Origin of the sequence: Methanobacterium sp. (assembly GCA_016222945.1) — an archaeon.
GTDB lineage: Archaea > Methanobacteriota > Methanobacteria > Methanobacteriales > Methanobacteriaceae > Methanobacterium_D.
Window position 1 is genome coordinate 19,226 of the sequence record JACRPY010000007.1, and the last position, 26,398, is coordinate 45,623.

At 33.3% G+C, this 26,398-nt stretch carries 23 protein-coding genes; 14 read left to right on the top strand and 9 right to left on the bottom strand.

The window, feature by feature from the left end; genetic code table 11:
- Nucleotides 1-97: 97 nt before the first annotated feature.
- Entirely contained in the window at nucleotides 98-3,019 is a 2,922-nt protein-coding gene (locus tag HZC47_11240; GenBank protein MBI5681457.1) for a HEAT repeat domain-containing protein, read from the top strand.
- A 260-nt stretch (nucleotides 3,020-3,279) separates the two neighbouring features.
- Here HZC47_11240 and HZC47_11245 read toward each other — a convergent pair whose 3' ends face one another.
- The 4 genes from HZC47_11245 to comA all read right to left on the bottom strand — a co-directional run bounded on the left by HZC47_11245 (nucleotide 3,280) and on the right by comA (nucleotide 6,353).
- Nucleotides 3,280-3,972 carry a hypothetical protein gene (locus tag HZC47_11245; GenBank protein MBI5681458.1) on the bottom strand — a complete coding sequence of 231 codons (693 nt, stop codon included), beginning with the start codon at nucleotides 3,970-3,972 and terminating at the stop codon, nucleotides 3,280-3,282.
- Between the two features lie 21 nt (nucleotides 3,973-3,993).
- A complete protein-coding gene (locus tag HZC47_11250; GenBank protein ID MBI5681459.1) occupies nucleotides 3,994-4,695 on the bottom strand; it encodes a hypothetical protein in 702 nt (233 codons plus the stop codon).
- Nucleotides 4,696-4,809: 114 nt separating this feature from the next.
- A complete protein-coding gene (locus HZC47_11255; protein MBI5681460.1) occupies nucleotides 4,810-5,580 on the bottom strand; it encodes an ATP-binding cassette domain-containing protein in 771 nt (256 codons plus the stop codon).
- Nucleotides 5,580-6,353 (bottom strand): phosphosulfolactate synthase, encoded by a 774-nt coding sequence (comA, locus tag HZC47_11260; protein MBI5681461.1) that lies wholly within the window; start codon nucleotides 6,351-6,353, stop codon nucleotides 5,580-5,582. The genes HZC47_11255 and comA overlap by 1 nt, the downstream gene beginning before the upstream one ends.
- Nucleotides 6,354-6,526: 173 nt before the next feature.
- Between comA and HZC47_11265 the strand changes: the two genes are divergently transcribed.
- The 12 genes from HZC47_11265 (at nucleotide 6,527) to HZC47_11320 (ending at nucleotide 18,042) form a co-directional block, all read left to right on the top strand.
- Entirely contained in the window at nucleotides 6,527-7,090 is a 564-nt protein-coding gene (locus HZC47_11265; GenBank protein MBI5681462.1) for a hypothetical protein, read from the top strand.
- A 216-nt stretch (nucleotides 7,091-7,306) separates the two neighbouring features.
- Nucleotides 7,307-8,458 carry a cell division protein FtsZ gene (gene ftsZ / locus HZC47_11270; protein ID MBI5681463.1) on the top strand — a complete coding sequence of 384 codons (1,152 nt, stop codon included), beginning with the start codon at nucleotides 7,307-7,309 and terminating at the stop codon, nucleotides 8,456-8,458.
- Nucleotides 8,459-8,650: 192 nt separating this feature from the next.
- Nucleotides 8,651-8,836 carry a protein translocase SEC61 complex subunit gamma gene (locus tag HZC47_11275; GenBank protein ID MBI5681464.1) on the top strand — a complete coding sequence of 62 codons (186 nt, stop codon included), beginning with the start codon at nucleotides 8,651-8,653 and terminating at the stop codon, nucleotides 8,834-8,836.
- A gap of 54 nt (nucleotides 8,837-8,890) precedes the next feature.
- A complete protein-coding gene (locus HZC47_11280; GenBank protein MBI5681465.1) occupies nucleotides 8,891-9,334 on the top strand; it encodes a transcription elongation factor Spt5 in 444 nt (147 codons plus the stop codon).
- Nucleotides 9,334-9,813, top strand: a complete 480-nt coding sequence (locus HZC47_11285) for a 50S ribosomal protein L11 (protein ID MBI5681466.1) — start codon at nucleotides 9,334-9,336, stop codon at nucleotides 9,811-9,813. Before HZC47_11280 ends, HZC47_11285 begins: the two co-directional genes overlap by 1 nt.
- Nucleotides 9,814-9,910: 97 nt before the next feature.
- Nucleotides 9,911-10,549 carry a 50S ribosomal protein L1 gene (locus HZC47_11290; GenBank protein ID MBI5681467.1) on the top strand — a complete coding sequence of 213 codons (639 nt, stop codon included), beginning with the start codon at nucleotides 9,911-9,913 and terminating at the stop codon, nucleotides 10,547-10,549.
- Nucleotides 10,549-11,550: a 50S ribosomal protein L10 gene (locus HZC47_11295; GenBank protein MBI5681468.1), complete on the top strand. Its 1,002-nt coding sequence runs from the start codon at nucleotides 10,549-10,551 to the stop codon at nucleotides 11,548-11,550. The genes HZC47_11290 and HZC47_11295 overlap by 1 nt, the downstream gene beginning before the upstream one ends.
- Nucleotides 11,551-11,688: 138 nt before the next feature.
- Nucleotides 11,689-11,994 (top strand): 50S ribosomal protein P1, encoded by a 306-nt coding sequence (rpl12p, locus tag HZC47_11300; GenBank protein MBI5681469.1) that lies wholly within the window; start codon nucleotides 11,689-11,691, stop codon nucleotides 11,992-11,994.
- A gap of 95 nt (nucleotides 11,995-12,089) precedes the next feature.
- Nucleotides 12,090-14,786 (top strand): alanine--tRNA ligase, encoded by a 2,697-nt coding sequence (alaS, locus tag HZC47_11305; GenBank protein MBI5681470.1) that lies wholly within the window; start codon nucleotides 12,090-12,092, stop codon nucleotides 14,784-14,786.
- 176 nt (nucleotides 14,787-14,962) lie between these two features.
- Complete coding sequence (locus HZC47_11310; protein MBI5681471.1) at nucleotides 14,963-15,133, top strand: hypothetical protein; 171 nt, start codon at nucleotides 14,963-14,965, stop codon at nucleotides 15,131-15,133.
- Nucleotides 15,134-15,337: 204 nt separating this feature from the next.
- Complete coding sequence (locus tag HZC47_11315; GenBank protein MBI5681472.1) at nucleotides 15,338-16,603, top strand: HEAT repeat domain-containing protein; 1,266 nt, start codon at nucleotides 15,338-15,340, stop codon at nucleotides 16,601-16,603.
- A gap of 179 nt (nucleotides 16,604-16,782) precedes the next feature.
- Nucleotides 16,783-18,042 carry a methanogenesis marker 16 metalloprotein gene (locus HZC47_11320; protein ID MBI5681473.1) on the top strand — a complete coding sequence of 420 codons (1,260 nt, stop codon included), beginning with the start codon at nucleotides 16,783-16,785 and terminating at the stop codon, nucleotides 18,040-18,042.
- 18 nt (nucleotides 18,043-18,060) lie between these two features.
- Here HZC47_11320 and HZC47_11325 read toward each other — a convergent pair whose 3' ends face one another.
- The 5 genes from HZC47_11325 to hypD all read right to left on the bottom strand — a co-directional run bounded on the left by HZC47_11325 (nucleotide 18,061) and on the right by hypD (nucleotide 22,889).
- Nucleotides 18,061-18,540, bottom strand: coding sequence for a zinc ribbon domain-containing protein (locus tag HZC47_11325; protein ID MBI5681474.1), 480 nt, complete (start codon nucleotides 18,538-18,540; stop codon nucleotides 18,061-18,063).
- Nucleotides 18,541-18,552: 12 nt separating this feature from the next.
- The gene (locus HZC47_11330; GenBank protein MBI5681475.1) at nucleotides 18,553-19,530 is read right to left on the bottom strand and encodes a radical SAM protein; all 978 of its coding nucleotides are present in this window, start codon (nucleotides 19,528-19,530) and stop codon (nucleotides 18,553-18,555) included.
- Nucleotides 19,531-19,763: 233 nt separating this feature from the next.
- The gene (locus HZC47_11335; GenBank protein MBI5681476.1) at nucleotides 19,764-21,065 is read right to left on the bottom strand and encodes a TldD/PmbA family protein; all 1,302 of its coding nucleotides are present in this window, start codon (nucleotides 21,063-21,065) and stop codon (nucleotides 19,764-19,766) included.
- 14 nt (nucleotides 21,066-21,079) lie between these two features.
- On the bottom strand, nucleotides 21,080-21,745 hold the full coding sequence (locus tag HZC47_11340; protein ID MBI5681477.1) for a phosphoglycolate phosphatase: 666 nt from the start codon (nucleotides 21,743-21,745) through the stop codon (nucleotides 21,080-21,082).
- 94 nt (nucleotides 21,746-21,839) lie between these two features.
- Nucleotides 21,840-22,889, bottom strand: a complete 1,050-nt coding sequence (hypD, locus tag HZC47_11345; protein MBI5681478.1) for a hydrogenase formation protein HypD — start codon at nucleotides 22,887-22,889, stop codon at nucleotides 21,840-21,842.
- A gap of 704 nt (nucleotides 22,890-23,593) precedes the next feature.
- Here hypD and HZC47_11350 point away from each other — a divergent pair.
- Nucleotides 23,594-26,386 carry a hypothetical protein gene (locus HZC47_11350; GenBank protein ID MBI5681479.1) on the top strand — a complete coding sequence of 931 codons (2,793 nt, stop codon included), beginning with the start codon at nucleotides 23,594-23,596 and terminating at the stop codon, nucleotides 26,384-26,386.
- The last annotated feature ends 12 nt before the right edge of the window (nucleotides 26,387-26,398 follow it).

A 26,398-nucleotide genomic window follows, 5' to 3' on the forward strand; every position in this document is an offset into this window, starting at 1 on the left:
GATTATTGTGGATATTGCGAAGATAATTAATAATTAAACTTAATTATGGATTTAAAAGTGTAATTATCCAATTCAATTCTGGGAATGGGGAATAAATATGGTTTCATATGAGAATATCAAGCAAATGGCAGATAAAAAAGATATTGATGGGCTAATTAATGCTTTAAAGATTAGTGAAATTAATTCAGAAGAGCTTAAACTTGTTATAAATTTTCTTGTTAATATTGGCCCTTTAACTGTTGAACCACTAATGGAAGGTATGAAGAGTTCTGATGAAGTTTTTAGAGAAAAATGCATAGTAGCACTTGCTGAAATATCAGATCCACAATCCTTTGAAACGCTAATCCAAGCTTTAAATGATGATTATCCGGGTGTTCGTTATCAAGCAACAAGAGGTCTGGCATTGTTTAGGAACACTCTCGCATTCGACCCATTGATGGATATCTCAAATAATGATCATTATGACGAAATTCGAGGATCAGCAGTATTTTCCTTAGGATATATGGATTCTCGTGCATTCGAACCATTAATTAATTTTTTAGACGATTCTAACGATTATATTCGTTATAATGCAATAAGGGCATTAGTAGTGCTAAATGATACTCGAGCTATTGAACCTCTAAAAAAACTATCAGGTGATCCAAATATCGAAATTCGTGATAGTATTGCATTTGCGCTAGATATACTTGAAAAGGAGTTAAAATGGAAAAATGAGGTTAATTATGCTGATGTGGAAGTATCTACTCTTAATAATCCTGCTGAATTGATTCTGGAAAATGGTGAAGTTGAACCGTCTGAAAAGGTTACATTATGGAATATTAAGGAAATGGGAAATAAAAAAGATATTAAAGGGCTAATTAAAGTTATAGAAGATGATGATTGCCATTTATTTTTTGAAGAATTTAAAGAAGTTCGTAATATTCTTTTAAATATTGGATCCGAAGCCTTAAGTCCATTAATAGAAGCTACAAATGATTCGAATTATTATTTTAGATTAAAATGTATAGATATAATAAGCTATATGGATGATCCCTGTGTTATTAAACATTTAATCAATGCTTTAGATGATCCAGAGGCAGATGTTCGTAAAACAGTTGCAAGAGGATTAAGTATGGTCTTTGATTACTGTGTTATAGAACCTTTAATTAGAACATTAAATGATTCTGATGAAGAAGTTAGATTAACTGCTGCAAAATCATTGGCAAGTATGGGTCATCCTAGTGGCTTTAAATATTTATTTGAAGCATTAGAAAATGAAAAAGTGCAGGTTCAAATTGAAGCTAGAAATGCATTGGAAAGAAATAGATTAACGAAGTTATATCTTGATGGGAAAATTAAAAATGATGAAGATGTTAGTAGAATGGTTGAACATAATGCTTTAGATAATTTGTATAACTATGACGGCAAAATCCGCTATTTAGCATTGAAAGCCTTATTTAAAATGAATTCGGACATATTAGATGTTTATATTAATGATATTGAAGATTTATTTGATTTTATGAATGATCCTGATGCAGAATTCCGTGTTTTCATTATAAAAATCATTAGTGATAAGGAAGATTTTATGTTTGAGGATTATGAAGATTTGGCAAAAAAATCTCCAGCTGTAAAACCATTGATTAATGCTTTAAAAGATTCTAATACTAATGTACAATTAGCCGCGTTTTGTGCTTTATGTATGTATGGCAGGTTAGATGATTTAATAGATGATTTTAAAGACAAGGATTATTTTATTGAACTCATTGATTTATTGAAAAGGAAAGAATACGTTGAAGATCTGATTGAGGATTTAGAATTTAAAAACTATGATATATTTTCCTATGCCATTAAGGCTATTGATGAAATACTTAAACCTATTGCCCCATTAAATAAACCAAATGAAGATATACAGATTCAAACACATGCCAGAAATGCATTGGAGAAAAATGGAAAATTTGAAACTCCGAATGTTAATGGAGAAATAAAGGATGATAAAATTAATGAAACAGTTATTTCTGAAGCAATAGAAGAAGATTTAAATAAAGAGAGTGTAAAGGCTATTTCAGAAGAAAACAATAATTATACTGAACCTGTAAAGGCGAATGATAGTGAAAATGAGATTATTACAATGGAAGACATTAAGCAAATGGGAGAAAAAAGAGATATTGAAGGACTTATAAGAGTTTTAAAAGATGAAAAATATGATGATAGCTATAGTATTGTATGTTTTCTTGTAGATTTTGGTTCTGAATCCGTTGAACCCCTTATCAAATCTCTTAAAAATTCGGATGATCCGTCTTTTAAAAGCTTTTGTATCTATATACTTGGAAGGATAAGGGATAAAAGTTCATTAAATGTTTTAGAGGATGCTTTTGAAGATCCTACTACTCAACGCGCTGCAGCAGGAGCACTTGCAAAAATTGGTGATCTTAAAGGTCTAATATATTTAATAGAAATAAATGAAGAAAAAATAGCAGCAGGTGAGAGAGAACTTTGGGGAGATCTTCGTGATAGTGACTTTAATGGAAAGGAATACTTAATTGAGGAAAATGACCCAATACTTCAAAAAGTTGGTATGTACGCTTTAAAGTATAATGGAAAGTTTCGTGACTTTAAGTTTCTTAATAAATATTTAAAAAATCCAGATCCATTAAAACGTATAGCAGCTCTCAACTCCATGGACAACATTTTTCATGATACTAGGAGATCTGCCAGTTTTATCGATGATAATATTTTAGATGCACTAAGAAATGATATGGTAGGGTTAGATATAGGATTTGCAAGTGATCATAAAATAGCATATAAACTTATAATGAGATCATTAAAAGATCCTGATTCAAAAGTTCAATTAGAAGCTAAAAAATCATTATTGAACATGATTGATAGTTGTATAGCCGATGAAGAGTATTATGGAGAATTTATAAGAGACTTAGAAACACTAGGATATATTATTGACTTTAAATATTTAGAAAAGATTGGTTTTGGATTAAGAGATGTAGAAGTTAATTATAATTTTGCATTCAGACGAACAATAAATTAATACGATAACCACATCCAACCCAACCACCCCTCTGGGGAAGAACTCCGTTCTAAGGACTTGGAATATATCAAAAATAGAAAATTTTCGAATTTATTTACTTTTATTAACTGTTTTGTTAGGTAACTTCGCTATAATCAGGTCTATGACAAAGTTTAAAATAAAAAATTTTAATTAAAGGCTAAATTCAATCTTTGGGACGAAATTAAGAGGATGGAATATCCAATCACCTACTTTATATATTTTGAATAAAGTGATATAATTTATCTTTCCCCTTTAATTGGGGGAGCCCAAACTTTAAGATCAATTCCTTCAATAATTGCTCTTTTACCTATAAGCTGAACAACAACACCAGAATGAACTTTTTGCATCATACAATGACCGGGTAAGAACCTTACGGTTTCTCCAACTGCAGGGAGTTTACCTTCAATGATTCCTTCAAATCCTCCCACCATACAAACTCCAATATCTTTAAAATCAAACTCTGCATTTTCATCAATCCTGTGGCAAGGCCCTATGATATGCACAACGATTAAACCATGATTTTCTTCAAGTATCTCTGCAAAGTGGATAATGGGACATCCAAGTGGCCTGTACTTTATTATATCTCCAATACTCAATTCTTCCTTTGTAAAGGGAAACAATGTTTCTCTGCAGGAATGTTCCTCTGGGAGTGAATTTAAAATGAAATCTGCTTCATATTTATCCAAAAGACCTACTATTTTCACTTCTTCAGGAAGTATATTCTCTGCTTTCAATAATTTCTCTAAATTAGTCCGGTTTTCGTTAAATAGTTCTTGTAACAGGAATCTGCAGTCTTCTATTGGGGAATGCTTTTTTATTAGGGCATCGGCAAATTCATCACATCGTGCATAACCACATATTCCGCAGTTATAATTTGGAAGTAATTTTGAGATTCTTTCACGCTGATTTAATCTATTAGAATTATTTGACATCTTCATTTACCTCTAAAAGGTTTATTCTCCTTCATATTTTTGAAAACCGTCAATTCGCCTTAATATTCCGCGGTGATGTTTTTTATTTACCTTTGTTTCGCCAACACAGAGCGTACAAACAGCAAGTGGTGCTGAATGCCTTAATTTTTCTTCATCAAGAGATACTTCCTTAGATTTTATCATTTCTTCAGCTAACTCTACGCAGCCCTGGCCACTTAAACCATTGGCTTCTATCACTTTACAGTTAGGATTAACCTCTAAAACTCTTTCACGGAATATTTCTCGTTCTGCCTGAGAAATCATGTCTCCTTTAGTGATTACAGCCACATCGGCGGTGCTTAAAAAAGGTCCAACCTTTAAGGGAGTGTTAGGACCACTTGTTGCGTCTATTACACATACTCCAAGACAATTCATGGTGTAGGGTGCGCAGCGATGACAGAGTCCAGCAGTTTCAACCACTAAAAAATCAGACTCATTCTCACCAGCCCAATCTATCATATCCTCTATATTGTAAATAGCATAGTGATCAGGGCACATATCCATAGAAAGCCCTATTTTAGTGGGAACACCAATTTTTGCAAACTTTTTATCATCATCAGTGTATAAACAGTCAATTTTAACTACTGATGACTCTAAATTTCTTTCATTGAGACCTTTAAGTGCGTGAACCAAAACAGCGGTTTTACCAGAGCCAGGGGTCCCTGCAACAATTATCATTCTCATTCAATCAACTCACTTTTTAGTAATTTTCATTTAATAGGTAAATTATGTATTAAAAAATGATTTTGACTTGTAAAACGTGTTATATCTTTGAAAATTAATGGATTACAGCAATTATTAGAAGTTAATTTGTTCAACATCTTCTAAAACTTCTCCATTTCTTACTCTATCCCTTAAATTAAGCATTAATTCATCTATTTTGTTTAATTTTTCAGACATTTGCTTTTCTTTGGAGCTTGTGTTTAAAACGTTCTGCATCCCGCCGTTTTTCATTACAATCCGTTTATCGGTCATAAGGGCAAGTACAGGGTCATGAGTCACAACCATAACTATTTTTCCATGCCCAGCAAGTGCTTTAAGAGCATCATGCTTGCGTATTCCTGCATTTTCAATTTCATCAATCAATACAATTGGGGAATTGCTTATAATGGCCACATCTGCAACCATAAGTGCTCTGGACTGCCCTCCGCTTAATATGGTGAGTTCATGCTCTTTTTTTATTGGTTCTCCTGTAAGGGTATTTGCAAGATCAACCACTGCATTTACACACTTACTGCTTGCGCCACGACACTTTGCATGAAGACTTAAAAAGTCACCTACATGCATATCTGCTAAGAAATTCATATTCTGGGACAACTGTGCAACCATTTTCTTTCGAGGGTCAGTTCGGTCATCATAGCTCGGTTCTTTACCATCAATAAGAATTTTTCTTTTTGAAAATGTGTCTTTCTGGGCAAGCTGTTCAATATCTCCAATAAGAGAGCTTTTTCCACTTCCTGTAGGTCCTACAACTCCAAATATCTCTCCCTTATTAATTATAACTTCTTCTACAGGTTCTTTAGTGCCCTGTTTATCGTAACCACCGAGAATAGTTATTTCTTTTATCATTAAAGATTCACCTTTCCTAAAGTGTCTCCTCTAAGTCCTCTTCGCATAGTTTCAAGGGCAGTTACTTCTCCTGGCGCTATATTGCCCAGATTTACATTAGCTCCAAATTTTAAAATCAAGTATGTCTGCTGATTTTTAAGGGGAGCTTCCCAAATCAACTTAGTTCCATCTGTCTTTGCCAGAACTTCAAGCTCATCTTCTTTAACATTTCCTGATTCATCGTAAATTCCAATATCTTTACCGCCTTCACGAGCTTCAATCAACACTCTATCAGCGCCGGCATCCAAATCAAAATTGATAAGATCAACCCGGTTATCAATACCTAATTTATGATCTTCAGTTGGATCTTTCTTTCCAACCTCTGAAATAACTAAAAAGCCCATATCTTTCGCTTTAGAAATAACTTTTCTTCGATCTTCAAGAGATATGTCTGTGGATCCATCTGATATTTCAATAGCTTTAAATCCTAATTTATCTGCTTCATCCAAAAATTGATTAAACTTATTTTTTATATACGCAATTTCAAATAATGTTCCACCAGGATATGGAACTGTATCGTAAGATAAATACATTTCAACCTTGTTTTTGATTAGTTTTCTATCATGTAGAGCGGATGTGCCCCATCCAAATTTAGCAAGATCAACAAATTCACCAGATACTTCTAATAAGTCTTCAACGGCGTTTAAACCCATACCTTTATCCAGCATCATGGTTATTCCATTTTTACGAGGTTTATTTATCCTATCTGGTGTAATAAAGTTAAATGCTTTCATCTGCTCACCTTTTATAAATTCATGGTTTAAAATAAAATATTTCATCCTTTAACTTGCCTATAATCTTTAGTTTATTGTTTTGTAATTTATATAAAATTTGTTATATACATTAAAACATATAAAAAATAGTAATTTGATAAAAAGTGTATCAAAAAATTCATTTGGTGATATAGATGGAGAAAACAATTCATTATTTTAAAAATCCTGGCGAAGAAAATACAGATAAATTAATAGAACTTGTTAAAGCAAGAAAAGATGAGTTAAACATTGAAGATATAGTAGTTGCATCTGTATCTGGTAAAACTGGTCTGAAGTTACGTGAAGCAATGCCTGACGTTAATATAGTAAGTATAACTCATCATGCAGGATTTAGGGAAAAAGGAAAACTTGAAATAACTCCAGAAAATAAAAAAAAGCTGGAAGAAAACAATGTAACATTTTATACAGGGTCCCATGCATTAAGTGGTGTTGGCAGAGGCATATCCAATAAATTTGGAGGTGTAACTCCGGTTGAAATAATAGCTGCCACTTTAAGGATGTTTGGTCAGGGAATTAAAGTTTGTGTAGAAGTAACTATCATGGCCGCAGATGCAGGTTTAATCCCTATGGATAAAGAAATAATAGCTATTGGTGGAACAGCAAGAGGAATTGATGCAGCTGTAGTTTTAGAGCCGGCAAATATGACCAATTTCTTTGATCTTAAAATTAAAGAGATAATAGCAAAGCCAAGGCCTTAAATATATGGAGCTAATGGGATGTTATTCGGCGAATTAGGGACTAAGATACATTATTCATTTAAGTAATTATCGGCAATTATGTGGTGGAGATATCTTAATAAAACTAAAAAATTGTTTGCAAGATTGTAAATTATCAATAATTTAACCGCTGCTTTTAAATATAAGTTCTTACAATACCACAATTAAATTTAACAACATTGGCTGTGGGGGTAGTAATTGAAATCTCTTATAAATAATACATTAAAAGAATCAGAAGCAAAAAGAGAGAGAAGACCAACTGATATCCAGAACAACCTTGATGCATCAGATATTAACAATGACCTTAAAGATATCATAGAAAAAAGCAGGGCCAAAATATTCGTCGTTGGAACTGGAGGGGCTGGAAATAACACAGTTTCAAGGCTTATGGAAATAGGAATTGAAGGTGCAGACACAGTTTCGGTCAATACAGATGCACAGGATCTTTTCTACTCAAATTCCCATCAGAAACTATTAATCGGCAAGGCAACTTGCGGAGGATTAGGGGCTGGAGGAATACCTGAAATAGGCGAAGAAAGCGCTGAAGAAAGTGAAGAACAGATAAAAGAAAGGTTAGAAGGAGCTGACATGGTATTTGTAACATGTGGGCTTGGAGGAGGTACAGGAACAGGTTCTGCTCCTGTAATCGCTAGTCTGGCCAAAAAGATTGGAGCATTAACAATCGCAGTAGCTACAATGCCTTTCAGTGCTGAAGGACTTCGAAGACGGGAAAATGCTGAGAAAGGATTGGATAAACTTCAAAATAACGCAGATACAGTAATAGTCATACCTAATGACAAATTACTGGAAGTTGCGCCTAATCTACCTATAAACAAAGCTTTCATGGTGACAGATGAACTTTTAGGCAGAGCAGTTAAAGGTATAACTGAACTTATAACCAAACCAGGTCTTGTGGCTCTTGATTTTGCAGATATTAAAAGCATAATGAAAGAATCTGGAATGGCAATGATCGGTATGGGTGAATCTGAATCTGGTGACCGAGCAATTGAATCAGTTCACGAAGCATTAAGCAGTCCATTACTTGACTTGGACATTTCAAACGCTAAAGGCGCGCTAATTAACATATCTGGAAGCTCAGATTTAACATTGCATGAAGCAGAAAAGATTGTTCAAATTGTAGCTGATGAACTCGATCCAGAGGCAAACATAATTTGGGGTACACAAATACAAGAAGATCTCCAAAACATAATCAGGACAACTCTTGTAGTTGCCGGAGTGAAGTCTCCTCACATATTTGGCGAACCTGCCGAACGTGAGTACATGGAAGAGGAAAGCAAAGATTCAATTCCAGAATCAGCTTTAGAAGAGTTTATAGATGGTGTTTTGTAATCATATAAATACTTTATGATAGAAACACCAATGATTTTCTCTATCTTGACTAGTTTTAGTTATCTATAAAAATGAAAAGGTTTATAAATTCATAAAGAAAATAAACTAATATCATTTATATAGAATAATTATCAAATACATTATTCTCTAATTTAATAACTTATTCTTCAATGAATTTAAGTAGGCATTTTTATGAGTTTAAATAAGGAATCTACCGCCAAATTTATTAGACAGTGCAGAAGAGTACTGCATGTATCTAAAAAACCCGATAGAGAAGAATTTTTAAATGTAGCAAAAATTACGGGAATTGGAATTATTATAATCGGTGTAATCGGATTTATAATAAGTTTAATAGCCCAATTGATAGGTAACGTGTAATTTTAACCAATTTACCGCTTTAATTTAGCCCAAATGATTTAGGTAAGTGATAATTTGATATATGCATTAAGAACACTTGTAGGACAGGAAAAAAACGTTGCAAGATTGCTTGCAAGAAATGTCAGAAGCAGTGATATTGAAGTAAATTCAATACTTGTTCCAGATAATCTAAGAGGTTACATTTTAGTAGAAACATCATCTAAAATAGACATGCAAGATCCTGCTTTTAAAGTTCCAAACCTACGAGGATCAGTTGAAGGTGAAATAACCTTTGAAGAGATAAAAAGCTTTTTAAATCCAGAGCCTATAATAGCTTCTGTTAAAAAAGGAAGCATTGTAGAACTTGTATCTGGTCCTTTTAAAGGTGAAAGGGCTAAAGTAGTTAGAATAGATGAATCAAAGGAAGAAGTAGTTTTAGAACTTATTGAAGCTGCTATTCCAATTCCAGTTACGGTCAAAGGTGACCAAATTAGATTGATACAGAAGGAGGCAGATTAATGGCAAAAGAGACAGTAGAAATTCTCATTGAAGGCGGAAAAGCAACACCAGGACCACCATTAGGCCCTGCAATAGGACCGCTTGGTATTAACATGATGCAAGTTGTAGAGCAGATAAACAGCAAAACTTCAGATTTTGCAGGAATCAAAGTTCCAGTAAAAGTCATCGTAGATGTGGGGACAAAAGAATTTGAAGTGGAAGTAGGTACACCTCCAACAACTGCACTTATATTAGATGAACTAAATATTGAAAAAGGTTCCCAAGATCCGGGATTGGACAAAGTTGCTGATCTATCTATAGATCAAGCTAAGAAAATAGCCCGGATGAAATTTGATTCATTACTTTCAAACGATTACAAAATGGCTACTAAGGAAGTTATTGGTACATGTGTGAGTATGGGGCTTACCGTGGACGGAAAAGATCCTAAAGTGGTTCAAAAAGAAATCGATGAAGGTATTTATGACGATCAATTACAGTAAATTTTATTAAATAATTTAAAAGTCGAAAAACCAATCCATTTGGTTAAATAACCAATAATTGTGAGCTTTTTATCAAGAAAGTTCATGGAGGAATTTGATGAAACAAGAGATTTTGGAAGCAGTGAAGAAGGCAAAAGAGGAATCTAAGCCGAGAAACTTCACACAGTCTATCGATGTTGTAATTAACATCAAAGATTTAGACGTGAAAAAACCAGAAAACAGAATAGATGAAGAAGTATTCCTTCCAAATGGACGTGGTAAAGGCGTGAAAATTGCCTTTATAGCAGACGGTGAACTTGAAGTTCAAGCAAAAAATTCAGGTGCAGATATTGTAATTTCTAAGGCAGATTTAGAAGACCTTGGAAAAAACAGGAAAGAAGCCAAAAAAATGGCCAACCAGTACACATTTTTTGTTGCACAGGCAGATATGATGCCGCAAGTTGGTAGATTTTTAGGGCCAGTTCTTGGACCTCGAAAAAAGATGCCGAAACCAGTTCCAGCTACTGCTAAACCAGATCCAATATTGGAAAGACTTACCAGTACCGTAAAAGTAAGAATAAAGGATCAGCCAGTTATCCAGGCAATTGTGGGTTCACAAGATATGGACGATGAAGCAATTGCAGATAATGTGGAAGCTGTGCTTGGAATATTAGACCGAAAACTGGAGAAAGGAAGAAACCAAGTAAAATCCATGTATATTAAAACAACCATGGGTCCAGTAGCGAGGGTGATCTAATGGCTCATGTTGCTGATTGGAAGAAAGAAGAGGTAAATGACCTCAAGGAACTTATAAAAAGTCACAGTGTAGTGGGTATGGCTAACTTGGCAGATATACCAGCCCCTCAGCTCCAGAAAATGAGACAAAATTTAAAAGACACTACAACCATAAAAATGTCTAGAAAGACATTAATGACACTGGCTTTAAACGAATCTGAAAAGAACAACATAGATGATCTTAAGGAACATATGGAAGGTCAACCAGCATTGATTTTCACAAATATGAATCCATTTAAACTCTATAAAATCCTTGAAGATAGTAAAACAGTCGCACCAGCAAAAGCTGGAAGTATAGCTCCTACAGATATTGTGGTACCTAAGGGTGACACTGCTTTTAATCCAGGTCCTATTCTTGGAGAACTTCAAAAAGTCGGCATTCCTGCTAAAATAGATAAAGGAAAAATTGTCATAACCAAAGATAAGGTAATTGTTGCTGAAGGGGATCCAGTTCCTCGAGATGTGGCAGGTATTCTTACCAGACTTGAAATCCAGCCAATGGAAGTTGGAATTGATTTAGTAGCAGCTTATGAAGATGAAGCAATATACACATCTGATATTTTAACAATTGACCAAGAGAAGACGCTGTCTGATATACAGAAAGCATTTTCACAGGGATTGAATTTGTCAGTAAACGCTTCTATATACACTAAAGAGGCTATGCCGCTTATAATACAGAATGCTGTGGCCAAGTCAATGAATTTAGCATTAAATGCTGAAATACTCACATCAAAAACAACAGATTTACTGTTATCCAAGGCTTACTCACAGATGTTAGTATTAGCATCTGATTTATCAAACATTAACGAAGAAGCAATTGATGATGAACTTCTAGAAAAGCTGAAATCAAGCCATAAGGCTGTTGAAGTTAAAGAAGAAAAAGAAGAAGATACTGAAGACGAAGAAGAGGAAGAAGAAAAAGAAGAAGATGCGGCAGCAGGGTTAGGCGCCTTGTTTGGCTAAATTTTTATTGAAAGTTTTTAAAATTTGAGGTTGAGGAAAATCGAAGATTTTCCGAACTTTCGAAAATTTTTTAAATTTTCGAATGCCCGAACACAAGTGTTCGGCGGCCACAAAAATTGTAAATTTTGAGGTGATCATATGGAATATATATACGCAGCAATGTTATTGCACACAACAAGTCAGGAAATTAACGAAGAAAATGTTAAAAAGGTTCTCGAAGCAGCAGGAGCAGAAGCAGACGACGCAAGAGTTAAAGCATTAATCGCAGCACTCGAAGATGTGGATATTGAAGAAGCAATGGAGAAAACCGCAGTAGCGGCAGCAGCTCCAGCAGCAGGCGCAGCAGCTCCAGCAGAAGCAGCAGCTGAAGAGGAAGAAGAGGAAGAAGAAGAGGAAGAAAAAGAAGAAGAAGCCGCAGCAGGTCTCGGCGCTCTCTTTGGATAATTCCAAAACTTCAAAGCCAAGAAATTGGCTTTATTTTATTTTTTTTATTTTAATTGCACTATTTTGAAATTTAATAACTTTTATCAATGATTATCATGTCTCGCCAGCTTGAAGAACTTGGATTTACAAAAAAAACATGTATTACATGTGGAAATGATTTCTGGTCTATTGGAGATAGAACTACTTGTGGAGATGCGCCCTGTGATGAATATGAATTCATTGGGAATCCTGCGACAAGTAAAAAATACGACTTATACCAGATTCAAAAAACTTTCATGGAATTTTTCGAGAAAAACGGCCACACACCAATTAAAAGGTACCCCGTTCTTGCAAAGCGATGGAGAGACGATGTTTTTTTAGTAGGAGCATCAATCTACGATTTTCAACCATGGGTTACATCAGGAGCGGTAGATCCTCCTGCAAATCCGTTAGTTGTAGCTCAACCCTCAATTAGACTTAATGATGTGGATAATGTCGGAAGGACTGGCAGACATATGACTTGTTTTACCATGGGTGGCCATCACGCGTTTAATTCCCAAGAAGAACAGATTTACTGGGAAGAAGAAACCATAAAATACTGTCACGATTTTATTAAACACATTGGAATTAACCCTGGGGAGATAACTTACATTGAATCATGGTGGGAAGGCGGAGGAAACGCAGGCCCCTGCTATGAAATTTGTGTTAGAGGTGTAGAACTTGCAACACTTGTTTTTATAAAATACAAAACGTTACCTGGTGGAAAGTATGAAGAAATTCCACTTACAATTGTAGACACTGGATACGGGCTTGAAAGATTCGCATGGATATCACAAGGAACTCCCACAGCTTACGATGCATCATTTGGTCCTGTAATTCAAAAATTAAAGGAATTATCTGGTGTTGAAGTTGATGAAAAGATTTTAGCTGAAAATGCTCAAGTTGCAGGGATGATGGATATTGAAACATTCGCAGACCTTAGAGCATTAAGAAAAAGGGTTGCTGAAAGACTTAATATATCGTTAGATGAGCTGGAAGAAGTTACAAAACCTATGGAAGCAATATATGTTATTGCAGACCATACACGTTGTTTAGCATTTATGCTTGCTGATGGTGTAATTCCATCAAACGTTAAAGAAGGATATCTGGCAAGACTTGTTTTAAGAAGAACAATAAGGTTCATTAAAGACCTTGGATTAACAGAATCCCTTGAAGATATAATGAAAATACAGCTTGACTTCCTTTCAAAGACATATCCTGAAATCAAGCAATATCAAGATCATATAATTAATATTATCAATTTAGAAGATAAAAGATACGATAAAACAGTTTCTAAGGGAAGACAACTTGTTAAAAAGACAATAAAACATCTTAAAAAAGAAAATAAAGATGAAATACCTCTTGAAACACTTATAACACTTTATGATTCCCATGGAATCCCGCCTGAAACCATAAATGAGATTGCAGCTGAAAATAAATTTAATGCAAATGTTCCTGATAATTTTTACACTTTAGTTGCAAATGAACATTCAGAAGAAGTTCAAGAGGAAAAAGAGGAAATTAAGCTTGATTTCCCTCCAACAGATTTATTATTCTATGAAAAACCATTTGATACAGAATTTGAAGCCCATGTGCTTGGAACTTATGAAAATAATGTAATATTGGACAAGACAATCTTTTATCCTGAAGGTGGAGGACAACCGTCAGATATTGGATATTTAGAGGTTCGTGATGAAAAGATAAGGGTTATGCACGCAGAAAAAATAGATAACATTGTTTTGCACAAGGTAAATGAAGCAGATATTGAAAAAGTGCATCCATACAAAGGCCAGACAATTAAAGGCCATATTGATATTGAAAGGAGAAAGGCATTAACAAGAAACCATACTGCAACGCATCTAATCATTGCAGCCGCAAGAAAAGTATTAGGGGACCATGTATGGCAGGCTGGAGCTCAAAAAGGTGTTAAAAAGTCAAGAATTGATATTTCTCATTACAAACGGATAAAACCAGGGGAATTACGGGAAATTGAATTAATTGCTAATAAAACTGTCATGGAAAACCGTCCTGTGCTTACAAACTGGATGGCCAGAGATGATGCAGAGAAAAATTATGGATTTATCCTTTATCAGGGTGGAGTTGTCCCTGGAATGTCAATCAGGACAGTTAAAATTGATGATGTTGATGTACAGGCTTGTGCAGGAACACACTGTGCAATGACTGGAGATATAGGACTTATCAAGATTACAAAGACTGAAAGAATCCAGGACGGGGTGGAAAGAATTGAATTTTCAGCTGGTGTTGCTGCAATTGAAGCAGTTCAACGTAATGACTCTATTTTAAGTGAAAGTTCAAATATATTTAAAGTTACAGCGGAACAACTCCCAAAAACCTGTGATAGATTCTTTAGTGAATGGAAATCATTTAAAAATGAAATAAACAGGCTTAAAGGCGAGATGGCTGAATTAAAGATGAAAACTTTGGTGGGTAAAGCCGAAACTATTGGTGATTTAAAGGTTTTAGAGGACATGATTGATGCAGACCTGGGTGAAATGCAAAAAATGGCTTTAGATTTGACTGATGATGATGGAGAATTTGATGTAGTTCTTTTAGGCAATTTAGAAGGTAAAATTGTGGGAACTTCTTCTAAAAAGGCAATTGAATCAGGTGTTAAAATAAATGAAATAATCCGAGAAGCTTCAGGAATTCTTGGCGGCGGCGGCGGCGGAAGACCTAATCTTGCCCAAGGTGCAGGTCCTAAAACCGAGAAAATGCGTGAAGCTCTTTCATTTGCTTTTAATAAATTAAAGTAGATTAAACAATATTTAAATACTAATTTTTTAATTTAAAACATTTTATAACATATTTTTAATTAAATAATGCTATTAAGATTAATATTTTCCATAAAAATTATATCTAAAAAGATATTAAAATAAATATTAATGGATTTATTTAAAATTAATTAAAACTTTCAAAAGGAGATAATAATATGGAAAATAAACAAGCAGATCTTATATTGTATGTTTTGGGTTTTGTAGGACTTTTACTTCTGTTAGGAGGAATATGGTTCTATGACTTTAAATATGGACTTGTAGCAGCGCTTATAATATGGTTTGCAGCTGGAGCATTTAGAAAGTATTATGGTATATCAAACAATTAGATATTCTGCCATTTTTATAAATATTCATTTTTTTGATTTTTATTAAATAATAATGCCTTTAATTCCTTTTTAATTTTTACTTTAATTGAAGGATCTAATTTCAAATAATTATTTTTTTGTAATTTTATAATTGATGGCAAATTATTTCAAAATACCTTTTAATGAGTAACTATTAACATAATATTAGTTGATTGGAGGGGTATCATGAGTTTGTCAAAAGTCGATGAAATGAAAAATTCTGAAGATATAGGCGGTCTAATCAAGTTACTTGAAGATTCTGATTGGGAAGTTAGGTATAAATCTGCTGAAGCCCTTGGATTTGTTGGAAAAAGTCAAATTGGACTGCTTCACGAGGCTTTAAATAGTGAAAATATTCTGGTTCGATGGGGTGCAGCATATGCTCTTGGAGGAGTTAAAGATTCAAACTCAGTTCCTTATCTTAAAGAAGCGCTAAAAAAAGAGGACGTGGGCAATATCAGAAAATGGATTGTTTATGCACTTGGTGAAATTGGTAGTAGCGATGTAATTGAACCATTAATCGATGTTTTAAAGAAAAAAGAGAAAACAATCGAGGGAGTAATGACTAAAAGATGGGCTGCACATGTTTTAGGATATATTGGTGATGCAGAATCACTTCAAATACTAAAAAAAGAATCTAAAGATAAGTACCCAATTCAAAGGGCACAAGCAAACTGGGCTATAGGAAAAATTGAATATGATCTCCAATATCAAAAAACCGACCCAATTCCAGAAATTGAAGAGTTAACTGCGGAATTAAAATCATTAAACCTGACTCCTGCTGAATCTTATGTGATAAGACTTTACCATTATCATGATAAGGATGATATTGGGGAATTCATGATGATTTATACATTACTGGATATGATTATTCGAGGTGCTTTAACTTCCTATTTGCAAGTAAAAGCGAAGAAAAAAGGATTTATCAGTAAAAAAATGGATATTGAAGAGAAAGTAATACTTAAAAAGGGTGAAAATCTGGAAAATTTAGATCTTAAGCCTCATGAAAGGAAAATGGTGGAATATGTGGAAGGTAAAGGTATTGAATTGAAAGATATGAAAATTATAATGGACGATGATAGGATAGGGGCTAAGTTCAGGGAAGATGGTATAAAATACCTTGCAGGACAGGGTTACTTTGAAGAAGGACAGAATTTCAAAGGTACTGATCTTAAGTTAACTGATAAAGGCTCTAAAGCGAGTGAAACCATAAATGATGCCTTAAAAACAATTAGAAACTTAAGAATTTGGATGAAAGAGGCTCCAAGTCTAGCAGAAGAATATCTGAGTAATGTTGGAGGAAATGTGTTCATTCATAGAATGTGTTTTTTAGTGGATGACGATGTTCCAAAACTGACTAGAAAAGTAAATGAATCTAAAACACCAGAAGAGAAATTGTTATGCTATTACTGGGTAATGGAAGGCTTAAGAACAAACTTAAATAAAAAATAATTTTTTAAACTTTTCTTTTTTAATTAAATAATCTAATTTTAACTATTTTTTAATTTTCATTCTATTTTACATTTTTTATGTAAAAAATAAATAAGATATAAATGAAATAAAAATATAGAAATTATGTTATATAACTATTGTTATATGTTTATAATTAGTTATCAATATGGAGGAATTTTTTGAATATTCGCAGTATTGAAGAGATAAACCAAAAGATTAAACGAGGAGAAGCAACAGTACTGACTGCAGAAGAAGTTAGTAACCTTGTTAGAGGGGGGGAAGAGCCAAAAGCAGAAGATATCGATGTTATAACCACAGGAACATGTGGAATAATGTCTGGAACAGCTGCAATATTCCATGTAAAAGCAGGGGAACCAGGATCATTTAAAAAAGCAAAAAAAATATTATTAAATGGTGTTCCAGGATTTCCGGGGCCATGTCCAAATGAATGGCTGGGATCAGTAGACATGATAGCTTATGGAACTTCACACAGCATTTATGATGAAAATTATGGTGGAGGATTCTTATTTAAGGACATTATTTCTGGAAAAGATATAGATGTTGAGGTAGAGTCCATAAATGGTGAAAAAATAAAATCAACAGTAAACATAGATGATTTTGCTACAGCACGAATGATTGGAACCAGATTAGCCTTTAAAAATTATACAGCATTCATTAATCCTACCAATGAGCCAGTTGCATCTATATTTCATGCAATAGAAATGGAAGGACCATATAAAGGACTTTCATTTTCAGGATGCGGCGAATTAAACCCACTTCAAAACGATCCAGTGATGAATACCATAAAAACAGGGACAAAAGTGCTAATGTGCGGTTCTGAAGGAATAATTATTGGAAACGGAACTAGAAGCGCTCCCCAAAAGCCAAACTTAATGATATCTGCAGATATGTATGATATGGATCCGCATTTCATTGGAGGATTTAAAACGGCTGCAGGACCAGAAGTTTTTAACAGTGTAGCTGCAGCAATCCCTGTTTTAAATGAAGAAATACTTAAAAATACATATATTCAAAATAAGGATATTCAACTTCCTATTGCTGATATAAAAGGGAGACACTTGCCTTTAGGTGTAACAGATTATGCATCTGTATGGGATGGTGTGGATGAAAGGCCAGTATATATTTTAGAAAATTGTATGAACTGTGAACAATGTATTGTTCGTGAAAGATGTCCTACAGGGGCCTACGGCGATACACTAAATACAAAAATGTGCTTTGGCTGTGGAATGTGTGCATATTCATGTCCACACAATGCATTTGAAATGAAAAGTGGAAAAATTCATTTTAAAACTGAAAATGAGATTATGGATATACCTATTATCTGCCGTCAGTCAGATATCAAAAGAGCACGTGAATTAGCAGAAGAACTTAAAAAAAGAGTTATTAATGGTGAATTCTCCATTTCGAATTGTTATTAGGCGTAAATATTAGTTAGGTTAGTTATGAAGCGTTGGTATTTGAGGAATCAACTGAGTATCCGTGGAAAACATTATTAGGCCCACCAAAAATCCGAGTAACAACGCTATAAATAACAAAAGAAGCATATGGCTTGTTCTAAACCATGATCTATCTTTTTCAACATATTCTTCCTTTTCATCTAAATATTGGTCTTCGTATCCATATTCCTCTTGAAAAGGAGAGTCTTCGTAGTATTCATGGTCTGGATTTTCATAATATTTCTTTTTTAATGGTTTATCATGGAAAGAATCATTATAACGAACTGGTTCTGGATCTCTGTAATAATCCTTTTTTGGGGGTTTATCATGAGAATAAGAATCTTTGTGGCTAACTGGGGCTGGATCGTTGTAGTATCTCTTTTTTTTAGGTTTCGAAGCTAGACTAAAAAGTTGCATTCCACATTCTGGACAATATTCCTCTTTTTTGTCTATTTCCGCTCCACAGTTATCACATGGCATATTTATCAATTGTTATATAATATTTAATAAACCTAACCTTTTTGCATAATTTATGGTTTCTTGAATTTCTTGATGACTGGGAAATCCCCTGATTTCTTTGCATTCTTGAGCTTTATAAACAGGCCTATATTGCCCCATAATATTAACAACTGTTTCTTTTCCCAAATTATCTCTTATCCACTTTAAAATAGGTTTTGAGCAGCATTCAACATGATTTGGTAGCACAAGATGTCTAATGATCATATCACATGCATTTTTTGCCATTTTATGATTTCTTGTTACAATATTCCAGTAATCTGACACTCCAGACAGTTCTACTGCACAACTGCAAGGGCCATACTTAAAATCAGTTAAATAAAGGTCTACAAAGCCATCTAAAAGTTTCATAGACTCTTTGCTCATGTAAAAATTACTATTCCACACAACAGGAATATTTTCATTACATAAATGCATTGTTTTCAAAATAAAAGGTAAATTAGGTGTGGGATCACCACCAACGAAGTTAACATTCCTTGAACCTTCTCTTCTTCGTCTATCAATTATTTTGGATAATGATTTTTCGCTTATTTCAATTCCAGATTCTGGAAATTGGCTTATGTCAAAGTTCTGACAGTAAATGCATTTAAAATTGCAGCCTGCAAAAAATATGGTGTGGCTGGGCACAAGTGGAGCTTCTTCGCCGATATGCAGGTATTCAGATGCAATTCTAGAATTTAAAACTCCACAAAAACCAGTATTTGTATTTCTATTTACATAGCATCTTCTTTCGCAAAAATAACAGTTTTCAAATATTTTCTCTGCAATTTTAATTTTTAAATCCATATAAGAAAAATCAGGCTTTTTGGCACCGTAAAATGTCTTTTTATCAAATATTTTTTTAAATCCTGCCTTTATTGTTTCATGTTCTCTCCAAAGAGAATTAATATCATCTTTTTCTCTGGCATTTATCATGGAAGCAGTTTTAACCCTCGAAGGTCTTTTATTTAACATGATTTCAAAATATGTAGAAAGTTCTTTTGCCAAATCTTTATTTTCAAAAAATTTTAGAGCATTCAGGCGACTAATTTTCCTCATAACAATTATAAATTTTGTTTTTCATTTTAATATACACTTTTTAAGTTTGAATTTAAGCATTTATAGAATGAATAAATGAATTAGCTAAAAATAAGCTTTTTAAAAAAAAAAAAAAAAGTAAAGGATTTTTATTTAAAATAAATGATTATTTACCCAACAACTCTTAAACCACGTGCTAAAATACGCGGAATAATGAAAGGACCCATCTGTCTGGTTTCTTTAGAAACTCCAGACATGTTCTTCATAACCTTGAATATATTCCCTGATAACATTGCTTTTTTAACTGGCTCACTGATTTCACCATTTTCTATTTTAAATGCGTTATTTGCTTCAACAGAGAAATCTCCTGAAATGGGATTGGCTGTATGCGCACCTAAAACATCGGTTACAATTATCCCATTTTTAATATCGGAAATTTCGGTTAAGTCATCAAATTCAAGAATAAGATTACTTAAACCGACTGCAGGCATATCTGCAAATGAAGATCGCATTCCATTACCTGTACTTTCACTATCTCCTTTTTTAGATGTGTATAAATCATAGATAAAGTTTTTAAGTGTTCCATTTTTAATAACAGTTGTTTTTTGACTTTTAGTTCCTTCACCATCGCCTATTGATGAATTAAGTCCTCCATCGTAGGTTCCATCGTCATAGATACTTAAAGAAGGTGAAACAACTTCATTACCTATTTCATTTGCATAAATAGATCTTCCTCTTTGCACATTATCTGCATTTACTGCATTTACAAATGTTCCAAGAAGTCCTGAAGCTGCTCTATAATCAAGTAAAACGTCCATATCTTTGGTTTCTATAGGTTTACCATTCAATGAATTCTTTGCAATTTCACAGGCATTGTCTGCAATCCATTCTGGATTAATATCAAAAGATCTTGATGAATCTCCCTCATAAGCTGTTGATACTTCGCTATTTTCCTCAGCATTCACTGCAATGAACCCAGAACAGGATGTACCTATGTTTTTACAGTTTACACCATTTGAATTTAATATTAAACTTTCCACAAACCCTGCAGAGAATCCTCCAGAGGTTGGTTCACATTTTTCTTCTTCAACCACATTTATCATGGTTTTTGCAAAGTCTATGGAGCTTTCAATATCCATAACTTCAATTTTTTTGTCATAAATCCCTTTAACATGATTATATTTAGATTCAATTGCAAAAGTGAAGTTTTCATCGGCAACATTAGATTTAGCATTGAATATTGCATTTTGGACTGTTTCATTTATTTTATCTAAATTTGTGGTATAAGAAAATCCCATTTTACCATTTAAAATCACTCTTATGCTCATTCCACAAACAAATTCTTCTTTTGCAAATTTAACTTCGTTATTTTGAATATCTACATCAATACTTTTTTCTTTTTCTATATAGACTTCAGCATAATCTGATTTTCCTGAAGCAAGGTTCAATGCATCTTTTGCTGTGTTAATCATCTAAAAACCTCTCATTATTTTAAAATAAATTTGTTTATAGCCTCTGCAGCCCCATCACCATATGGGGTTTTACTAATGTAATCTGCATTCTTTTTAAGTTCAATATCAGCGTTTGCAACAGCAACTTTCAATCCTGCAACTTCCAGAAACTCAAGATCGTTTTCACTGTCTCCAATAGCCATTATTTCATTAGTACTAAGCCCTATATCCTTTGCAACAATTTTTAATGATTTTCCTTTATTAACTGAAGGATCTGTAATGTGTATTGCAAATTTAGTGTCATATACCTTAACATCGAAGTCTTTAACCGCTTCTTTTACAGTTTTTGCATTAATTTTCTGTTTAATAGCAATTTCAGATAGTCTAAGGTCTGAAAATTCAGTTTTTTCAATTTCATATTTTGATTTTAGAAATTCATAGGCAGGATAACATTTTTTGATGTTTCCAATAATTTGACTTTTTTTCTTTGTATTTATGACTCCACCATTTTCACCTACAATTCCACCAGAGGTACCTACCATCACTTCCACCATCTTCGCTGCGCAAAGTATATTTCCGGTCACTAATATGACATGAAAACCATTATCTTCTGCTTTTCTAATAGCATCTATTGCATTTATGCATATCTTCCTATTTTGATCGGTTATTGTACCATCTATATCTACAGCTACTGCTCTCATTTGATCTATTTCTCCAATTAATCTAAATATTGGTTTTTAATAAATAAGTTGCTTTAAATGAAAATAGGAGTAAATTGAGGTTAAAAAAAGAAGATTAGAATGTAGAGCCATATCTAAAAGCGATATTGCACGTACCTTCTTTACTAACCATACATGCCCCAATAGGGTTCATAGGATTGCATTTAGTTTTAAAGAGGGCGCATTCTTCTGGTCTTGCCACACCCCTTAAAATTGGGCCACATATACACCCTGTAGGAACTTTTTCTCCCTGCTCTACTTGAATATCAAATCTTTCCCGAGCATTGGCATCTCTAAATTCATCTCTTATTTCATAAGTGGAGTTTGGAATTTCTGGAAAACCTCTCCATTCTTTGTCTTTAATGTAAAATACTTCTTCCATGAGTTTTTGAGCTTTAACATTGCCCTCATCTTTCACAGCTCGCTTATATTCATTTTGAACAACTGCTTTACCTTCATCAAGCTGTTTTAATATCATATAAATTGCAATAAGCACATCAAAAGGATTAAATCCTGCTACAACTTGAGGGATACCATATTTTTGAGAGAATTCTTCATATGGGCGTGTTCCTATTATAGTTGAAACATGACCAGGTTCTATAAGTGCATTAAGATTTACTTCTCCAGATTCAATTAAGAATTTCAATGCTGGCGGGATTAAACGGTGACAGGATAAAAATGACAAGTTTTTTGGAGGCTCAGCGATTATTTCAGCGGCTGTTGTGGGAGCAGTCGTTTCAAAACCGGCTGCCATAAAAATAACTTCATTATCAATTTTTTGAGCTATTTCAACGGCATTATTTACTCCATAAACTATTCTTACATCAGCACCTTCGGCCTTTGCATCTGCCAGTGTTCCTGTTGTTCCTGGAACCCTTAACATATCTCCAAATGTTGCAATTGTAACGCCCTTTCTTGCAAGATAAAGGCATTCATCAATTTCTATTGATGGAACACAGCATACAGGGCATCCTGGGCCTGCAACTACTTCCACTTCCTTTGGAATTAATGATCTTATTCCGTGTTGCATTATGGTGTGTTCATGGGATCCGCAAACGTGCATTATTTTAACGGGCCTTGAAATGTTTTCAATGCGTTCTATTATTTCTTTGGAAAGATTTTTCATTATGTCACCTTGGTTTTGTTGTTTGTCGAATTATTTTTATTGATTTAAGATATTGGACATGATATTAACTTTAATTAGTAATGAACACTTTTTTAAGTGCTATTTAGCTAACTACTCTAAATTCCTTAATTTAATTTTTTAAACATAATCTGTTAATTCACCGTTATATAATTGATGCTTTAGTATTTCGATGTTTTCAAAAAGAGCTTTAAACTAGTTTTAACCAGATTAAATGTCGTAATATTTGAATAATGGTTTAATTCATATTTTTATAATTTAAAAATGAATTTGAAGTTATTTTGGCGATTTTGTAGAAATTATCATATGAAAATTTATATTAAATAAAAAAAGCAGTATACATAATTTTAAATGAACAGAAATTAATTAACTACATAATGCTAAATTGTATTTAGAATTAGTATTGTTATCAGAAAAGTTATTATAATACTATAACAAAAAGATTAATAGGGAGTAATTGGACTTTTAATTAAAAGGACATTGATAATTTATTATTTATAGATATTGTCAGATTAGATTAAATAATAAAAATGGATTCTTATTTATAAATTTTTAATATGTTAATATACCAATTTTAGAATTGGGGAAATTCAAGCGTTACAGTTAAATATCTATAGTATAAATCTATTTTAAAAGTCCTTAAAAGAGTCACATCACCTTTAAGATTGTGAATATCGGTAGGTAATATGAAGATTGCAGTGGTAGGATTGGGAACAGAGGGTAAAAATGCCGTAAAATCCCTTATTAATTATGGATATAAAGTTTATGCTTCTGATATGCAAGAAAACGTGGAACTAAAACATAATAATGCTTTAGATATTGACTTAGGATACCATGATTTTGATAAAATTGATTCTGCAGATGCGGTTGTTTTAAGTCCTAGTTTATGGGGTAGTAAACTCTTTGAGGGTATAAAATCGAATAAAAAGTTCTTATCAGATGTTTTACCTGATCATAAATCTGTTTTTACAATAGGAGTTACTGGAACAAATGGTAAAACAACAACCTGTTTCATGATAAAAGAAATACTTGAAAAAGCAGGTTTAAAGGTTCTTGCCGGTGGAAATGCTGGTGGCGGGTTTGAAGGATACACAAAACTCATATTAGAAACTTCTAAACAAAAATACGATGTTTTGATAGTGGAAGTTTGTGACATGACCCTTGATTTTTGTTCATATGCATTTGATTTTGATCTGGTTGTTGTAACCAATATAGGCCATGATCACATGGATTACCACCATTCTCTTGAAAATTACCATGAATCTGTATGTAAATTTGTAGAAGGGAAAACAGCCATATTAAATGAGAAAGATGAATTTTTAGCAAAAATTAAAGATTATTCTACTGAAACATTCTTTTTTGGAAATGGGCATAAAGATCTAAAAGTGTTTGGTGAATTCAACCTTCAAAATGCTGCAGCAGCTGAAAAAGTAGCCCAATGTTTAGAAATCTCAGAAAATGATATTAATAACGCTTTAATGGAATTTGAAGGTGTTAAAGGACGATCAACAACAATAACTCTTTCGGGATGCAACATAGTAGTTGGAAAAACAGATAATATTGATGCAGCAGAAGCAGTTTTAAATGAATTAAGCTTTGATGTTATAATGATTGGCACACCGCGAGAAGGTGAAACATGCAGATACGAGATTTTAAAAGAAGTTTCTAAAGCCAATCCGAAGGTGGTTGTGTTATTCCCTGGACTGGAAGATACAACTGATGTCGCGTTTGAAAAATTAAGAAGTGAAGGTTATGATGGAAATATCCTTATAATGGAAACTAATGCAGACATAATTGATTTTGCAATAGAATACAGCGAAAAATATGAAAACATGTTCATAGGCGGAAATGGTCAAGAAAAGCTTATAGAGATACAAGAGACATTGCAGCGGCTGGCAAAGGATGATATTGTGATTAGAGATAAAAAAGTACTGGTAATAGGTGTTGGAAATGCAGGGAGGCCAGCAGCACATCTTCTAAATTATTTGGGCAATGAGGTAATTATTTCTGATATTAAAGAGTTTGAAGAACTACCTAAAAAGGCCCAGAGAAAGATTGAAACATTAAAAAAGAAAGGAATTGCAGTAGAACTCGGTGCCCATATAAATGAGCATGCAATGTGGGCAGATGTTGTTTTTATTTCGCCGAGTGTTCCTAAAAATGCTGAAGTTCGAGAATTTATTTATAAATGTGAAGAAAACTATGAAATAAAAGAGATAGGTACAAGAGATATTGGAAAAATGATTAATTCTCTTATAAATATGCCTATGATTGGTATTGCAGGAACAGATGGTAAAACTACCACTACAAACATAGCAAACCACACTTTGAGCGATAAATATGATACTTTACTTTTCTCCTCTTTAGAGAATTCTCTTGTTATTGAAGGCCTTGTTGATTTTATAGTAGAAAATGGGACAGGTACTAAGGATTTTGCGGTTTTTGAACTTCCACATGGCACTATAAGGATGGTGGATGGTCTTGAAATCTGTGTAGGTACTTTAACAAACCTTACTCCTGATCATATGGATGAATTCAACACATATGAGGAATATGTGGAAAGAAATGTAGCAATAAAAGATTTACTACATAAACATGGTATTTTAATCGCAAATGGCGATGATCCTATCATAAGTAGGTTAGTTCCTAAATTCAACCATGAAATGGTTTATTATGGGTTTGATGAACCGAGAGTTATTGTAAACGAAGGTAGAACTTATTCTCACAAACATAATGTAAAATATGATATTTTAGCAAAGGAAATAAACCTAAATGGGATTTATGGGTCAGAATTTACCATAAAAACAGGCAGAATACCTACAGTAATTTGCAGAAATTGTGGTAAGATATGCTGCGACTGCAGTGATTTTGAAAGAAAGTATAGAGACCCAGTAGAGGTTAGAATAAAGCTTAATGTGCCAGGTTCTTGTAATATTGAAAATACAATGGCAGCATTTGCTATAGATCTTGTTTTAGATTTTGATGTAGATTACATAAAAGATAAAATAGAACGTTTTTCAGGTGTAAATGGTAGATTTGAAAAAATTGACACAATCGAAGATGTTGACATATTTGTAGATGCTGCCCACAATCCTGAAGCTATGGAACGCCTTTTAGATGGTTTAAAACTTGAAGGAAAACTTATAATTACTATAGATAATCCTGACACTCTTACTGTGAGGGATAAATTTAAAATAGGCAATATACTTGGAGAATATGCTGATGTGGTTATTGCAAGTGCCAAAAATGAAACTACAGAAGAAATTGATATAAATGCAGCTAAAACAGTGATTGAAGGAGCAAATAATATAAAAACATACCAAACATTGAATATACGGGAATCTGTCTTAAAAGCATTGGAAATTGCAGATAAAGGAGATACGATCATTCACATAGGTCCTGGGGTTGTAAATGCCTACGAAGGCGTTAAATCAGAGATATATGGTGCTATTAAAGAGTATAAGGAAGCTCAAATCTAAAAATGGTTTTAT

Bases quoted from the DNA above. Each gene is read 5' to 3' on its own strand.
- HZC47_11295 (MBI5681468.1), top strand. From the start codon at position 10,549: ATGGCTCATGTTGCTGATTGGAAGAAAGAAGAGGTAAATGACCTCAAG.
- HZC47_11290 (MBI5681467.1), top strand. From the start codon at position 9,911: ATGAAACAAGAGATTTTGGAAGCAGTGAAGAAGGCAAAAGAGGAATCT.
- HZC47_11250 (MBI5681459.1), bottom strand. From the start codon at position 4,695: ATGAGAATGATAATTGTTGCAGGGACCCCTGGCTCTGGTAAAACCGCT.
- HZC47_11325 (MBI5681474.1), bottom strand. From the start codon at position 18,540: ATGCCATGTGATAACTGTGGAGCGGAAATAGACAAAAAAGAGGAATAT.
- HZC47_11350 (MBI5681479.1), top strand. From the start codon at position 23,594: ATGAAGATTGCAGTGGTAGGATTGGGAACAGAGGGTAAAAATGCCGTA.
- HZC47_11255 (MBI5681460.1), bottom strand. From the start codon at position 5,580: ATGATAAAAGAAATAACTATTCTCGGTGGTTACGATAAACAGGGCACT.
- HZC47_11330 (MBI5681475.1), bottom strand. From the start codon at position 19,530: ATGTTAAATAAAAGACCTTCGAGGGTTAAAACTGCTTCCATGATAAAT.
- HZC47_11240 (MBI5681457.1), top strand. From the start codon at position 98: ATGGTTTCATATGAGAATATCAAGCAAATGGCAGATAAAAAAGATATT.
- alaS (MBI5681470.1), top strand. From the start codon at position 12,090: ATGTCTCGCCAGCTTGAAGAACTTGGATTTACAAAAAAAACATGTATT.
- rpl12p (MBI5681469.1), top strand. From the start codon at position 11,689: ATGGAATATATATACGCAGCAATGTTATTGCACACAACAAGTCAGGAA.
- HZC47_11275 (MBI5681464.1), top strand. From the start codon at position 8,651: ATGAGTTTAAATAAGGAATCTACCGCCAAATTTATTAGACAGTGCAGA.
- HZC47_11315 (MBI5681472.1), top strand. From the start codon at position 15,338: ATGAGTTTGTCAAAAGTCGATGAAATGAAAAATTCTGAAGATATAGGC.
- HZC47_11265 (MBI5681462.1), top strand. From the start codon at position 6,527: ATGGAGAAAACAATTCATTATTTTAAAAATCCTGGCGAAGAAAATACA.
- HZC47_11340 (MBI5681477.1), bottom strand. From the start codon at position 21,745: ATGAGAGCAGTAGCTGTAGATATAGATGGTACAATAACCGATCAAAAT.
- comA (MBI5681461.1), bottom strand. From the start codon at position 6,353: ATGAAAGCATTTAACTTTATTACACCAGATAGGATAAATAAACCTCGT.
- HZC47_11245 (MBI5681458.1), bottom strand. From the start codon at position 3,972: ATGTCAAATAATTCTAATAGATTAAATCAGCGTGAAAGAATCTCAAAA.
- hypD (MBI5681478.1), bottom strand. From the start codon at position 22,889: ATGAAAAATCTTTCCAAAGAAATAATAGAACGCATTGAAAACATTTCA.
- HZC47_11335 (MBI5681476.1), bottom strand. From the start codon at position 21,065: ATGATTAACACAGCAAAAGATGCATTGAACCTTGCTTCAGGAAAATCA.
- HZC47_11310 (MBI5681471.1), top strand. From the start codon at position 14,963: ATGGAAAATAAACAAGCAGATCTTATATTGTATGTTTTGGGTTTTGTA.
- HZC47_11285 (MBI5681466.1), top strand. From the start codon at position 9,334: ATGGCAAAAGAGACAGTAGAAATTCTCATTGAAGGCGGAAAAGCAACA.